We start from the raw sequence: 14,411 nt of genomic DNA, 5'->3' as shown, positions 1-14,411 counted from the left end.
TGAAGGCGTACTGATGCCGGATCGGGCTTTGGTCCAGCAAAACCCCTTTCAGCCTGGCGTCTCGGAAAGGTGCGCGGCAATGGCGCTGACAAAAATCGCGCCGAACTCCTTGAGCTTGGCCGCACCTACGCCGTTGACCCCGGCAAAATCGTCGAGGTCTTGCGGACGACGCTCGGCCATGTCGATCAGTGTACGATCCGAAAACACCACATAGGCCGGCACCTGGCGTTCCTTGGCCAGACGCAGCCGCAGCGTCTTCAGCGTCGCGAGCAGCGACGCATCTACATTTTCGCTCTGGGGGCTCTGCCCGGCACGAGCCGCGCGGCGCGCGGCGCGCGTGCGCATCTCGACCCGATACTGGAACGGCACCTCGCCCCGGCCGAGTGCGTGGCCCTTGTCCGCGATGGCCAACCCGCCATGGCCGGCCGGGTCCGGCATCAGGAAACCGTTCGCGACCAGCTGGCGAATCATAGATTGCCAAAAATCCTTCTTGTGCGCGGCGCCATTGCCGAAGGCTGCCAGCCTGTGATGCCCCCTTGCCGCGATCTTTTCAGTCTCGTGGCCGATCAGGATGTCGATGACATGGCCGGCGCCGAAGCGCTCGCCGCTCTGCGCCACCGCCGCCAGGATGAGGCGCGCCTCGGAGGTGCCGTCGGCGCGCGGCGCCTGTTCCAGGCAATTGTCGCAATTGCCGCAAGGGACCGCCTCTTCACCGAAATAACCGAGCAGCACCTGGCGGCGGCACTCGGCCGTCTCGCAATAGCCGATCAGCGTATCGAGCCGGCCATGCGAGCGGCGCTTGTGTTCGACAGCGGCGTCCTCGTCGTCGATGAACATGCGGCGCATGCGGATGTCGCCAAGGCCGTAAAGCATATGCGCCTCCGCCGCCCGGCCGTCGCGACCGGCGCGGCCGATTTCCTGGTAATAGGCCTCGAGGCTGCCCGGCAGGTCGGTGTGGAAGACATACGCGACATCAGGCTTGTCGATCCCCATGCCGAAGGCGATGGTCGCCACCATGACGACGCCCGACAGCGTCATGAAGGCGTTCTGGTTGGCATCACGCGCCTCCTTGCTCATGCCGGCGTGATAGGCGAGCGCGGGGACGCCGTTCTTTTCGAGGAATGCCGCCATCTCTTCGGTCTTCTTGCGCGACAGGCAGTAGACGATGCCGCTGCGCCCCTGATGGCGCTCGATGAAGTTGAGCAACTGCCGCTTGCTGTCCTGCTTGGGCTCGATGGCAAGCTTGATGTTGGGCCGGTCGAAGCCAAGCACCTGCGTTTCGACACGCCCGCCAAACAGCCGTCTCTCGATGTCTGCCCGCGTCGTCTCGTCCGCCGTCGCCGTCACCGCAATGATCGGTACGTCGGGAAAGATGCCACGCAGCTGCGACAGGTCTTCATATTCGCGCCGGAACGCCGGCCCCCACTGCGAAATGCAATGCGCCTCGTCGATGGCGATCAGGCTGACATCGAGCCTGGCAAGCGCATCCAGCATCCGCTCGGTCATCAGCCGTTCCGGCGCGAGGTAGAGCAGCCGCGTCTGGCCCGACGCGACGCGGCGCCATGCCGCGACATTGGCATCACGGTCGATCGAGGAATTGATCGTATCGGCGGCGACGCCGGCGAGGCGCAGTGCCGCGACCTGATCCTGCATCAGCGCCACTAGCGGCGAAACGACAATGGTCAGCCCACCCTTGACCAGCGCCGGAACCTGGTAGCACAGCGATTTGCCGGCACCCGTCGGCATGACGGCCAGCACATGGCGGCCGCCAAGCAGCGCCTCCATCACCGCGGCCTGTCCGGGACGGAAATCGTCGAAGCCGAACACGTCCTTGAGGACGCGCCGTTTGGGATCGTGCGTCGGCACGCTTGTCGTCAATATCTGCATCACTGATGTTTCGATCGGCCGCCCGAAGCAGCGGCGTGGACAGAACGATTAGCGCAGCCCCTGCGTGACCACAACAAGCAGCAGCAACACCCCACCGGCGATCGACCTGATTGGCATCGTTAAACCTATCTTCACCATGTTGCGGCACCGTCCAACCCTGCGGCGATGTTTCGAGTACCGCTGCGCCACGAGCGCACAGGCAACAGCCCGCGCCTCCCCAGGAGGCGCGGGTTTCCTGTTTCTGGAATTGCCGAAAAAGGTCAGGCCAGGAAATCGGCGCGGTGCGGGGTAAAGCTGTCGACCAGGCGCCCGGCCTCCAGCGCCTTGACGCCGTGCACCAGATTGGACGGCACGATGAAGCTGCCGCCGGTCTCGATGGTCGCGGTGCGGCCGTCGATGGTCACCTCGAAGCGGCCTTCGGCGACATAGCTGGCCTGGACATGCGGGTGCGAATGCAGCGCGCCGACGCCGCCCTTGTCGAAGCCGAACTCGACCATCATCAGCTCATCGGTGGAGACGAGAACGCGCCGCCTGTTGCCGTCCGGCGTCGGCGTCCACGCGCTCTCGCCGGGCTGTGCGAAAATCTTGGCTTCAATCATGACCATCTCCTCATCGCGCCAGCCAGCCGCCGTCCACGGGAACCACCGCGCCATGCATATAGTCGGACGCTGGCGCCAGCAGGAACACGGCGGCATCGCCTATGTCTTCCGGCCCGCCCCAACGTCCCGCCGGAATGCGCGCCAGGATGGCAGCACTGCGGTCGGGATCGGCGCGCAACGCCTCGGTGTTGTTGGTTTCGATATAGCCGGGCGCAATGGCGTTGACGTTGATGCCTTTTGCCGCCCATTCGCAGGCCAGCAGCCGGGTTATGCCGAGCGCGCCATGTTTCGACGCGGTATAGGACGCGACGCGGATGCCGCCCTGGAAACTCAGCACCGAGGCGATGTTGACGATCTTGCCGCGCCGCCTCGGGTCGGTCAGCACGCGCCTGGCAAAACCCTGGCTGAGAAAGAACAGCGTCTTCAGATTGACGTCGACGACGTCGTCCCAGTCGGTTTCCGAGAAATCGACCGCATCGGCGCGGCGGATGATGCCGGCATTGTTGACCAGCCCGTCGATCGGGCCGGTCTTCTCCCACACCTGGTCGAGCATGGCCTTGGCGGCAACATGATCGGCGAGATCGCACCGCACAGTCTCGAACTGGCCGCCGGCTTCCGCGACTTGTCTTTCCGTGTCGTCCATCGCCGAGCGGCCGACACCGATGACGGTGCCGCCGGCGCGCGCGATCGAGACCGCGATGCCCTGGCCGATGCCGGTGTTTGCGCCGGTGACCAGGACGCGCTTGCCGGCCAGGCTGAAGGAGGAAGGGCCGCTCAACGCAGTTCGCCCAGCGGCACCGGGTCGACATCGGTGTAGTCGACATTGTCGCCGGCCATCGCCCAGATGAAGGAATAATTCGAGGTGCCTGCCCCTGAATGGATCGACCAGCCGGGCGACAGCACTGCCTCCTCATTGGCCATGACGATGTGGCGGGTTTCGTCCGGCTCGCCCATGAAATGGAAGACGCGCGCCGTCTCCGGCAGGTCGAAATAGAGATAGGCCTCCATGCGCCGGTCATGCACATGGCAAGGCATGGTGTTCCACACCGAGCCCGGCGCCAGTTGGGTCATACCGACCACCAGTTGGCAGGTCTTGACGCCATCGGCATGGATGAACTGGAAGATGGAGCGTTCGTTGCAGGTTTCCTTGCTGCCGAGATTGAGGCGCTTGGCATCGCCAATGCGGATCAGCCGGTTGGGATGGGTGTGATGCGCAGGCGCGCTGAGCAGATAGAATTTGGCCAGTGCGCCCTCATCGGCCGATGCGAACGAAACGTCGGTGCTGCCCATGCCGAGATAGAGCATGTCGCGCGCCTGCAACTGGTGGGCCTCGCCATTCGCCGTCACCGAGCCGGCGCCGCCGATGTTGACGATGATCAACTCGCGGCGGTCGAGAAAATTCTTGGTGCCCGTCGGCTTGATCGCCTCCAGCGGCAGTTGTGCCGCAGCCGGCACGGCGCCGCCGACGATCATGCGGTCATAGTGGGTGTAGGTCAGGCTGATGCGTCCCTGCTGGAACAGGTCGTCAATATGGAAATTGTGACGCAGCTCGTCGGTGCCCATGGAAGCCGCGGCGACCGGGTCGATGGCGAAACGCGAGGTGAAATCGGTATGCGGGTGACTTTGAGTCATTGCTGCTCCAGCTGAATGAATGGCTATTTGGTTGCCGACGCCTTGACCGAGTCGGCGTAGTAGACCTGGCGGGCGTGCAGCCGCTCGCGGTAGCGCTCTTGGCTGGCGGTGAGATGAGCGCGCATCGCCTCGCGCGCAGCTTCGGCGTCGCCCGAGGTGATCGCATTCAGGATCACCAGATGCTCGCGCTGCAGCCCGCGCTGATAGCTGTCGGATTGCACAAGTTCCGTCGACCAGGGCGAGGTCACGTCGCAGGGAATGGCGCGGCGTCCGAGCACATCGAGCATCTCGACATAGAACGGGTTGTTGGTGGCGCTGGCGATTGCCCGGTGGAAGGCGAGATCGGCCGGACCGGTCGGCTCGCTGTTGAGAAGCAGCCGTTCGAATTCGAAGAACGCTTCCTGGATCGCTGCTTCCTGCGCGGCGTTGCGGCGAATGGCGGCGAGCCCGGCCGATTCGATTTCGACGGCCAGGCGCACTTCGAGCACATTGAGCGCGATGGAATCCTTGCTGCCCATGTCGGCGGCGAGCGCGCCGAACATCGTTGAGATGTGCTCGGTGACGAACACGCCTGCGCCCTGGCGCGCCTCGACCAGCCCGTCGGCGGCGAGCTTGGCCAGCGCTTCGCGGATGACGGTGCGGCTGACGCCGAAGGTCTCGGTCAGCTGGCCCTCGGTCGGCAATTTGTGGCCGGGCAGGATCTCGCCCGCCTGCAACTGCTTGCGGATCGCCGCAACGACGGTCTCCGACAGTTTGGGTTTTCTCTCGACCCTGAGATCAACAGCGCTATCCGATGCCATATCGCACCCCTGTTTGAAGACGCCTATTTGAACACGCTCGGCAACCAGAGCGAAATCGCCGGAATATAGGTCACCAGCCCCAGAACCACGATGCCCGCGCCATAGAACGGCCAGATCGAGCGCATCGCTTCCCAGACCGTAATCTTGCCGACGGCACAGGCGACGAACTGCACCGTGCCGACCGGTGGCGTGTTGAGGCCAATGCCGAGATTGAGGATGGTGATGACGCCGAAATGCACGGGGTCGACGCCGTAATGGGTGACCAGCGGCAGGAAGATCGGCGTGCAGATGATGATCATCGGCCCCATGTCCATGAAGGTGCCGAGCAGCAGCATCAAGACGTTGAGCAGAAGCAGCACCACCAGCGGATCGGTGGAGATGGCGTTCATGCCTGCGATCAGCAACACCGGCACTTTGAGATAGGCCATCAGCCAGCTGAACGAGGCCGCCGTGCCGATGATCAGCAGCACCATTGAGGTCGTGCGCACCGCGCCCTTTGTGGCATGGACGAAATCGCCCCAGGCCATCGACCGGTAGACGAAGACGGTGACCAGCAAAGCGTAGATGATGGCGATGCAGGAGCTTTCCGTCGCCGTGAAAATGCCCGAGCGAACGCCGCCGAAGATGATCCCGATGAGCAGAAGTCCGGGGATGGCGATGACCGCCAGCTGGCCGACACGCGAGAAGCCGGGAAAAGCCTCGACCGGGTAGCCGCGGCTGCGGGCGACGAAATAGGCGGTGACCATCAGCGAAGCGGCGAACAGCAGACCCGGCAGGATACCGGCGGTGAACAGGTCGGCGATCGAAATCTTGCCGCCGCCGGCGATCGAATAGATGATCATGTTCTGCGACGGCGGCAGAAGCAGCGCGATCAGCGCCGCCATCGAGGTGACGTTGACGGCATAGTCGGCTCCGTAGCCGCGCGCTTTCATCTGCGGGATCATCAGCCCGCCGACGGCAGCGGCTTCCGCCACCGCCGAGCCGGAAATGCCGCCGAACAACGTCGCGGCGATGATGTTGACCTGACCGAGCCCACCGCGGACATGACCGACCAGCGAGCCGGCAAAGGAAACGATGCGCTGCGCGATGCCGCCGCGCACCATCAGGTCGCCGGCAAAGATGAAGAACGGGATCGCCATCAGCGAGAACGCCGACATGCCCGACTTCAATTGCTGGAACACCACCAGGGGCGGCAGGCCGAGATAAAGCACGGTGGCGAAGGACGCCGCACCCAGGCAAAAGGCGATCGGCGTGCCGGCAAACATCAAAAGCGTGAAGACGCCAAACAGGATCCAGAGTTCCATCTAGGCCTCCTGCACGGCCGGCATTTCCGGCACTTCTTCGAGATTGATATCCTTGTCGATGTCGGCGCCGGACCAGCGCAGCGCGATGCGTTCGGCCGAGAACAGGCAGATCAGAAAGCCGCCGGCAACCAGCGGCAGATAGTCGAAACCGCCGGGAAGTTCGAGCGCCGGGATGACAGTGTGCCAGGTCAGCCCGACCAGCTTGCAGCCGTACCAGACCATGCCGAAGCCGAAGCCGAACGCGATCAGGTCGGACAGGGTGCGCAGCGCCCATTTGCTGCCCTTGGGCAGGATATAGAGCAGCACGTCGAAGCCCATATGGTAATTCTCGCGCACGCCGACGGCAGCGCCCAGGAAGATGAACCAGTTCATCAGCATGATGGCGGTGACTTCGGTCCAGCTCGGTGACGCGTTGAGCACGAAGCGGGAAAACACCTGGTAGGCAACAAGCGCGGTCATGGCGACCATCCCGATGCCCGCGAGATAGAGCGCACCGTCGCAAATCTTCGAAAGCACCGCGCTGAAGCGCGGTGGCGCTCCGCTCCTGGCCGTTCCCGCAGTCATCCGATCCTCCCGGTCTTTCCGTCCCCTAAAAGCGATTGGCGGGGCGGCGCCATGCCGCCCCGCCAGAAAATCACTTGGTCGCCTGGATGCGCGTCGCGAGGTCCTTGAGCTCCGGCGTCTTCAGATACTTGTCGTAGACCGGCTTCATCGCATCGATCAGCGGCTGCTTGTCGATCTCGCTGACCTTGACGCCGGCCTTCTCGACGATCTCTCGCGACTTCTTCTCCTGCGCGTCCCACAATTCGCGCATCTTGACGACGCTATCCTTGGCCGCCTGCTTGACGATCGCCTGGTCTTCCGGCGTCAGTCTGTCCCAGCTCGATTTCGACATCACCAGCACTTCCGGCACGATCTGGTGCTGGTCGACGGTATAGTGCTTGGCGACTTCGTAGTGCTTGGCGGATTCGAAGCTGGGCCAGTTGTTCTCGGCGCCGTCGATGACGCCGGTTTCGAGCGCCGAATAGACCTCGCCATAGGCCATCGGCGTGGCGTTTGCGCCAAGCGCGTTGACCATGTCGACGAACACGTCGGACTGGATGACGCGGAACTTCATGCCTTTCAGATCGGCGATCGAGGTGATGTCCTTCTTGGTGTTGTAGAAGGAACGGGCGCCGGAATCGTAGAAGGCAAGGCCGACCAGATCATGCGTCTCGAAGGCCTTGAGGATCTCGTCGCCGATCGGCCCGTCCATGACATGGCGCATGTGCTCGACCGAACGGAACATGTAGGGCAGCGACGGCACCGCGGTTTCCGGCACGATGCCGTTGAACGGACCCATCGAGACGCGGTTCAGATCGATGACACCGGTCTGCGTCTGCTCGATCGTGTCTTTTTCCTCGCCGAGCTGCGCCGAATGATAGACCTCGACCGAATAGCGGCCGGCGGTGCGCTCCTTGATGAGCTCGCCGAGATATTTGACCGCCTCGACGGTCGGATACCCGTCCGGATGGGTGTCGGCCGAGCGCAGTACGGTCTGGGCGCCGGCAACGCCGATCATCAGCGAGCCGAAGGCGAATGTGGCTGCCATCAGTTTTGAAAAATGCAACATGACTGTCTTCCTCCCTTTTAAAATTCCACGCGCCCGGCTCACAGCCGGTACGCCTTCTTGGCAAGCGTGTAGGCAAGCTCCCGCGCCAGCTCATGCGCCTCGTCCTCACGCAGCCGGTGCTCGGCGACGAGACGGGCGAGAAAGGCGCAGTCAACCCGGCGCGCCACATCGTGACGGGCGGGAATCGACGGAAAGGCACGGGTGTCATCGTTGAAGCCGACGGTGTTGTAGAAGCCGGCGGTCTCGGTGGTCATCTCGCGGAACCGGCGCATGCCTTCCGGACTGTCGTGGAACCACCAGGCCGGCCCGAGCTTCAACGCCGGATAGACGCCGGCCAGCGGCGCCAGTTCGCGCGCGTAGCTGGTCTCGTCGAGCGTGAACAGAATGATGGAGAGGTCGCGCTCCAGCCCGACGCAGTCGAGCAAGGGTTTGAGCGCCGCGGCATAGTCGGTGCGGGTCGGAATATCGAAGCCTTTGTCGCGGCCGAATTTTTGGAAAACACCAGGCGAGTGGTTGCGCCAGGAGCCGGGATGGATCTGCATGACCAGCCCGTCGTCGCGGCTCATCTTGGCCATTTCGGTCAGCATCTGGGCGCGAAACAGCTTGCGCTCGCGCTCGTCGTCCGAGCCGCGGCGGATGCGGTTGAACAGCTCTTCCGCCGCCGCATCGGAAAGATTGGCGGTCTCGGCCGTCGGATGGCCGTGGTCCGACGAGGTTGCGCCGAAGCTTTTGAAGAAGGCGCGGCGCTGGCGATGCGCGTCGAGATAGCCGGCCCATGTGCCGGTGTCGCAGCCGGCGATCTCGCCCAGACGATCGAGATTGGCCGAAAATCCTTCGAAGTCGGGATCGACGACGGCATCCGGCCTGTAGGCAGTGATGACGCGGCCCTGCCAGCCGCTGTCGCGGATCGTCTTGTGCCATTGGAGATCGTCGAGTGCGCCCTCGGTCGTCGCGATGACCTCGATGTTGAAGCGCTCGAACAGCGCGCGTGGGCGATAATCGTCGCGCTGCAAAAGCGCCGCGATGGTGTCGTAATGGCGGCTAGCGGTGCTGGCGTTGAGCGGCTCTTCGATGCCGAACAGATGCTCGAGCACATGGTCGAGCCACAACCGCGTCGGCGTGCCGCGGAAGAGGTAATAGTGCTCGGCGAAGCGCCGCCAGATCGCCCTGGGATCGGTCTCGACCGGCGAGCCGTCGAGGGTCGGGACGCCGAGATCTTCCAGCCGCACGCCCTGGCTGAACAGCATACGGAAAATGTAGTGGTCGGGCACCACCAGCAATTGCGCGGGATCGGGGAATGGCTCGTTGAGCGCATACCAACGCGGATCGGTGTGGCCGTGCGGGCTGATGATCGGCAGGTCCTTGATGCCGGCATGGAGATCGCGCGCGATCGACAGCGCGCGCCCTTCGGCGGCAAAAAGCAGATCCGGATCGGTCAGTCCCGCCACGTCGTTCCTCCCAGGGGCGATATCGGTAGGATTGGAAAGAAATAATGTCAACATACAAAAACTGGATTGTTGTATGATGACTTTAACCGGCGTCAGGTCATTGTGCGGCGGAAGAGCGGATGTTACGCCGCTAGCAGATCCCGCCCCGCACACCATCCAGCGACAAGCCGCGCCCAACAAGCCAAGCCATGACCAGCAGACGCCTTTCCAACGCAACAGTGCAATCCTTGCCGGCCTCGGTCGCGGTCCCCCCCTATGATCGCGCCAGTGTCGCCCCAGGCATCGTCCATCTCGGCGTTGGAGCCTTCCACCGTGCCCATCAGGCCGCCTATGTCGATGACTGCCTAGCGGCCGGCGAGACCGGCTGGGGCATTGTCGGCGTCTCGCTGCGCAGCCCCGACACGCGCGATGCGCTGACGCCACAGGACGGGCTCTACACGCTGGCGGTGCGCGGCAGCGATGGCGAAGCGCTGCACATTATCGGCTCGATCCAGTCGATGCTGGTCGCGCCGGAAGACCCCGGCGCGGTGCTGGCCGCGCTGACCGACCCGCGCACCCGCATCGTCACCCTGACCATCACCGAAAAGGCCTATCTCAGGGCCGCCGACGGCAGCCTCGACGAAAACCATCCCGATATCGTCCACGATCTGGGCAATCCCGGATCTCCCAGGACAGCGCATGGATTCCTGGCGGAAGCGCTGGTGCGACGCCGGGCCGCCGGCACGCCGCCCTTCACCGTGCTTTGCTGCGACAACCTGCCGGCCAATGGCGCCACGCTGCACCGGCTGCTGGTCGGGTTTGCAAAACTGCGCGATGCCGGCGCTGCTGCTTCAGGCGACGCTGCCCTCGCCGGTCATATAGCCGATGACGTTGCATTCCCATCGAGCATGGTCGACCGCATCGTGCCGGCAACCACCGATGCCGACCGGGCGCGCATCGCGGTCGAACTCGGCCTCGAGGACGCCTGGCCGGTGATGACCGAACCGTTCCGGCAATGGGTGATCGAAAACAGGTTTCCAGCCGGCCGCCCGGCCTGGGAGAAATTCGGCGTCACCATGGTCGAGGATGTCCGGCCGTTCGAGGACATGAAGCTTCGGCTGCTCAACGGCGCCCATTCGGGCATCGCCTATATCGGCCTGCTCAGCGGCCACGTCACCGTCGACCGCGCCTTCGCGGATCCCGCGATCCGCGCGTTCGTCGACCGGCTCTGGGCCGAGGCCATCCCGACATTGCCTGGGGATGCCGGGCTCGACACGTCAGCCTATACGGCCGAACTTGCCGAACGTTTCTCCAACACCGCGCTGGCCCACCGCACCGCGCAGATCGCCAATGACGGCAGCCAGAAATTGCCGCAGCGCATTGTCGCTACCGCCATCGAGTGCATCCAGGCCGGCCTGGTCCCGGAGCATCTGACGCTGGTGATCGCCGCCTGGATCGCCGCCTGCGAGGCGCGCGGCAAGGACCTGCCGGAAGCCCACTTTACCGATCCGCTCGACGCGGCGCTGGCGGCGCTCGACGAACGACGGATGCTGGAACGAGTAGCGGCGGTGTTCGACTGGGCCGGCTTCGCCAGCGGCAAGCCCGAGCGGCAGACGCTGATCGAACTGGTCGCCGCTCATCGCGAGCATATCCTGCAAGGCGGGATCGTGCTTGCGCTCTCAGCGCTCGGCATACCGGAGCCGACAAACGTAGGCTGAAGCTGGTCCGGAACCGCCCATTTCAAGCCTATTGTCCCGCCGGAGCGTCCAGCCTCTGCCGCGACGAATACTCCGTGCCTTGCGAATTCCAGAACAGTCGCACTGCCTTGCCGACCAGGTTTTCGGCAGGAACGAAGCCGACACTGAGCCGGCTATCGGAGGAATTATCCCTGTTGTCGCCAAGCACGAAATAGTGGCCTTCGGGCACGTCGAACACCCGCGTGTTGTCGGTTATTGAATTGTCCGTAAGACTGATGACGGAATAGGAAACGCCGTTGGGGAGGGTTTCACGTTGCAGTCTGGCGCTTTGGGGAGAGTCCTCGGAGCTGTACGGACCAACATCCTCGAGTTTGACCGCCACACCATTGATGCGAAGGATTCCGTCGACCATCTGGATTTTGTCGCCCGGCAGTCCAACGACCCGCTTGACGTAGTCGATGCTCGGATCCGCTGGAAATTTGAACACCACAATATCTCCGCGCTTCGGCTCGGCGGCAAAGATCCGGCCTTCGAAGGGCAGCAGCCCAAGAGGAACACTGTAGCGGCTGTAACCATAGGCAAACTTCGAGACGAAGAAATAGTCGCCGAGTTCCAGCGTTGGTGTCATGCTGCCTGCCGGGGTCGAAAACGGCTGGAAGAGGAATGTGCGGATCGCTAACGCGGCTCCGTAGGAGGTCAGCACGGCCAACAGCAGCACCGAAAGGCCGTGTGAATACCACCGGTTCGGTCTGTATCGTGACGCGAAAGGCACGACGAGCGCTACCCACAGGACCATGAGACCTAAACTGGAGAGATCCACCAGCCAGGCGAGATCGACCCCCGGCAGAACCGGGAATCCCACATATGTCAGCGCAATGCTTATGGCGCTGATCACCACCAGGCTGGCAACCGCCGGCCGGCCGGCGCCGATCCAAAGGAACCCGCCGAACGGACCGCCAAAGGCCGCGATCAGCGCCGTCGTCCACCGGGATCGCGAGGCCGCTTCCGGTTGCGTTGTCTGTTCCGTCATCGGCCACCCCAAATCGATAGACAGCCGGACTGTCGAACAACCAGAAAGCAGGGGCAAGCCCCGATCCGACTGTACCGCCGCAGCCAAATCGCGGTTCCGCCGGCGCCATCGCCTAATACAAGCTCATCTCGCCCTGACTGGCAGCCGGCATGCCGCCACCCGATCTGATCATGCTGGCTGCCCGCCCTGAAATCCCGCCAAGGCCCTGCGCCTATGCGAGACGATCCAGGATGGCGGCCGCAACAAAAAAGCCGGGCTGAGCCCGGCCTTTTCTTCAAGTCATTCTGCGGCTTACGCCGGCAGCAGCGCGCCTTCGAGCGTGGTAAGCTGGCTAAGGAACTGCTCCGCCTTGCTGCGGCTCTGGTCGTCCTTGGCGTCGGCGGCGTCTTCCTTGGCTTCCTGGATGCGGCGGGCGAGATCGGCGCGGTCGATATCGCCGACGGCGACCGCCGATTCGGCGAGCAGCGTGCAGCCGGCAGGGACGATGTCGGCAAAGCCGCCGAACACCACATAGCGCTCTTCCTTGCCGCCGGCGGTCTTCAGCGTGACGACGCCCGGCTTGATCGTGGTCATGACTGGCGCATGGTGCGCCATGACTGTCATTTCACCTTCGGCGCCTGGAATGACGACGGACTCGACCTGCTCGGAAACCAGGAGGCGCTCCGGCGAGACCAGTTCGAACTTGAAAGCTTCAGCCATGTCAATTTAGTGAGTAGGGAATAGTGAGTAGGGAGTAGGGAGAGGACAGCTGTCCTGATCACCCGGCCGCTATTCACTACTGACTACTGACTACTCCCTATTGCCTTGATTACGCTGCTTCAGCCGCCAGGCGCTGAGCCTTCTCGACCGCTTCGTCGATGCCGCCGACCATGTAGAAGGCGGCTTCCGGCAGGTGATCGTAGTCGCCGTTGCAGAGGCCCTTGAAGCCCTTGATTGTGTCGGCGAGGTCGACCAGCTTGCCCGGCGCACCCGTAAACACTTCGGCGACGAAGAACGGCTGCGACAGGAAGCGCTCGATCTTGCGGGCGCGGGCCACCGTCTGCTTGTCCTCTTCCGACAGCTCATCCATGCCAAGGATGGCGATAATGTCCTGCAGCGACTTGTAGCGCTGGAGGATCGACTGCACCTGGCGGGCGACGGCATAGTGCTCCTCGCCGACGACCAGCGGATCGAGCATGCGCGAGGTCGAGTCGAGCGGATCGACGGCGGGGTAGATGCCCTTTTCCGAGATCGCGCGGTTGAGCACGGTCGTCGCGTCCAGGTGGGCGAACGAGGTCGCAGGCGCCGGGTCGGTCAAATCGTCGGCCGGCACGTAGATCGCCTGCACCGAAGTGATCGAACCCTTGGTCGTTGTGGTGATGCGTTCCTGCAGCGCACCCATGTCGGTGGCCAGCGTTGGCTGGTAACCCACGGCCGAAGGAATACGGCCGAGCAGCGCCGACACTTCAGAACCGGCCTGCGTGAAGCGGAAGATGTTGTCGACGAAGAACAGCACGTCCTGGCCCTGGTCGCGGAAATATTCGGCGACCGTCAGGCCGGTCAGGCCGACGCGGGCACGCGCGCCCGGCGGCTCGTTCATCTGGCCATAGACCAGTGCCGCCTTGGAGCCTTCGCCGCCGCCCTTCTTGTTGACGCCGGACTCGATGAACTCGTGATAAAGATCGTTGCCCTCGCGGGTGCGCTCGCCGACGCCGGCGAAGACCGAGAAGCCGCCATGCGCCTTGGCGACGTTGTTGATCAGCTCCTGGATCAGAACCGTCTTGCCGACGCCGGCGCCGCCGAACAGGCCGATCTTGCCTCCGCGGGCGTAGGGCGCCAGAAGGTCGAGCACCTTGATGCCGGTGATCAGGATCTGCGCTTCCGTCGACTGTTCGACATAGGTAGGCGCCGGCTGGTGGATGGCGCGCATCTCGATGCCGTCGACCGGGCCTTCTTCGTCGACCGGCTCGCCGATGACGTTGATGATGCGGCCGAGCATGCCCGGGCCGACCGGAACGGTGATCGGCGCGCCGGTGTCATAGACGTCCTGGCCGCGAACCAGGCCTTCGGTGGAATCCATGGCGATGCAGCGCACGGTGTTTTCGCCCAGATGCTGGGCAACTTCGAGCACCAGGCGGTTGCCGACATTGGAGGTTTCGATGGCGTTCAAAATGGCCGGCAGATGATCGCCGAACTGCACGTCGACGACGGCGCCGATGACCTGGCGAACCTTGCCGATGGCGCCGGTCTTCTTGACGGCAACGCTCGTCGTCTTCGCTGCCGGGGCCGCGGCCTTGGCGGGCGCGGCCGCCTTCTTGGCCGGAGCGGCCTTCGCCGCTGCTGCCGGAGCCTTTGCGGCCGCTTTGGGGGCCGTCTTCGCGGGGGTCGCTGCTTTCGCCATCGTCTTTACCCTTCTCGTCCTTTGTTTCTCACGCTCCATCAGA

Annotated in this window: 13 protein-coding genes; 1 reads left to right on the top strand and 12 read right to left on the bottom strand. The window is 63.8% G+C overall.

Annotated features, from left to right (window positions below; translation table 11 throughout):
• Positions 1 to 48 precede the first annotated feature (48 nt).
• From recQ to uxaC, 9 genes are all read right to left on the bottom strand, one after another.
• A complete protein-coding gene (recQ, locus tag NKJ88_RS17320) occupies positions 49 to 1,887 on the bottom strand; it encodes a DNA helicase RecQ (RefSeq protein ID WP_023824289.1) in 1,839 nt (612 codons plus the stop codon).
• Positions 1,888 to 2,147: 260 nt separating this feature from the next.
• A complete protein-coding gene (locus NKJ88_RS17315; RefSeq protein WP_023684110.1) occupies positions 2,148 to 2,486 on the bottom strand; it encodes a cupin domain-containing protein in 339 nt (112 codons plus the stop codon).
• A 10-nt stretch (positions 2,487 to 2,496) separates the two neighbouring features.
• Positions 2,497 to 3,264, bottom strand: coding sequence for a 2-dehydro-3-deoxy-D-gluconate 5-dehydrogenase KduD (kduD, locus tag NKJ88_RS17310; protein WP_023704936.1), 768 nt, complete (start codon positions 3,262 to 3,264; stop codon positions 2,497 to 2,499).
• Positions 3,261 to 4,118, bottom strand: a complete 858-nt coding sequence (gene kduI / locus NKJ88_RS17305; RefSeq protein ID WP_352444827.1) for a 5-dehydro-4-deoxy-D-glucuronate isomerase — start codon at positions 4,116 to 4,118, stop codon at positions 3,261 to 3,263. Before kduI ends, kduD begins: the two co-directional genes overlap by 4 nt.
• Before the next feature lie 23 nt (positions 4,119 to 4,141).
• Positions 4,142 to 4,918: a FadR/GntR family transcriptional regulator gene (locus NKJ88_RS17300; protein WP_023700229.1), complete on the bottom strand. Its 777-nt coding sequence runs from the start codon at positions 4,916 to 4,918 to the stop codon at positions 4,142 to 4,144.
• A gap of 23 nt (positions 4,919 to 4,941) precedes the next feature.
• The gene (locus NKJ88_RS17295) at positions 4,942 to 6,222 is read right to left on the bottom strand and encodes a TRAP transporter large permease (protein WP_023684106.1); all 1,281 of its coding nucleotides are present in this window, start codon (positions 6,220 to 6,222) and stop codon (positions 4,942 to 4,944) included.
• A complete protein-coding gene (locus tag NKJ88_RS17290) occupies positions 6,223 to 6,786 on the bottom strand; it encodes a TRAP transporter small permease (RefSeq protein ID WP_023668678.1) in 564 nt (187 codons plus the stop codon).
• Positions 6,787 to 6,856: 70 nt separating this feature from the next.
• Positions 6,857 to 7,834 (bottom strand): TRAP transporter substrate-binding protein, encoded by a 978-nt coding sequence (locus tag NKJ88_RS17285; protein WP_023684104.1) that lies wholly within the window; start codon positions 7,832 to 7,834, stop codon positions 6,857 to 6,859.
• Positions 7,835 to 7,872: 38 nt separating this feature from the next.
• Positions 7,873 to 9,282: a glucuronate isomerase gene (uxaC, locus tag NKJ88_RS17280; RefSeq protein ID WP_023698223.1), complete on the bottom strand. Its 1,410-nt coding sequence runs from the start codon at positions 9,280 to 9,282 to the stop codon at positions 7,873 to 7,875.
• A 188-nt stretch (positions 9,283 to 9,470) separates the two neighbouring features.
• On the opposite strand from uxaC, the gene NKJ88_RS17275 reads away from it, so the two are divergent.
• Complete coding sequence (locus NKJ88_RS17275; protein ID WP_023688888.1) at positions 9,471 to 10,979, top strand: mannitol dehydrogenase family protein; 1,509 nt, start codon at positions 9,471 to 9,473, stop codon at positions 10,977 to 10,979.
• A 28-nt stretch (positions 10,980 to 11,007) separates the two neighbouring features.
• Here NKJ88_RS17275 and lepB read toward each other — a convergent pair whose 3' ends face one another.
• The 3 genes from lepB to atpD form a co-directional block, all read right to left on the bottom strand.
• Positions 11,008 to 11,754 (bottom strand): signal peptidase I, encoded by a 747-nt coding sequence (gene lepB, locus NKJ88_RS17270; protein WP_032892998.1) that lies wholly within the window; start codon positions 11,752 to 11,754, stop codon positions 11,008 to 11,010.
• 525 nt (positions 11,755 to 12,279) lie between these two features.
• Positions 12,280 to 12,687 (bottom strand): F0F1 ATP synthase subunit epsilon, encoded by a 408-nt coding sequence (locus NKJ88_RS17265; protein WP_023668674.1) that lies wholly within the window; start codon positions 12,685 to 12,687, stop codon positions 12,280 to 12,282.
• 109 nt (positions 12,688 to 12,796) lie between these two features.
• Positions 12,797 to 14,368: a F0F1 ATP synthase subunit beta gene (gene atpD / locus NKJ88_RS17260; protein ID WP_023668673.1), complete on the bottom strand. Its 1,572-nt coding sequence runs from the start codon at positions 14,366 to 14,368 to the stop codon at positions 12,797 to 12,799.
• Between the last annotated feature and the right edge of the window lie 43 nt (positions 14,369 to 14,411).

Origin of the sequence: Mesorhizobium sp. M0016, assembly GCF_040324035.1 — a bacterium.
GTDB lineage: Bacteria > Pseudomonadota > Alphaproteobacteria > Rhizobiales > Rhizobiaceae > Mesorhizobium.
The sequence above is the reverse complement of the archived record's forward strand: the minus strand, read 5'-3'. Positions and strand labels throughout refer to the sequence as shown.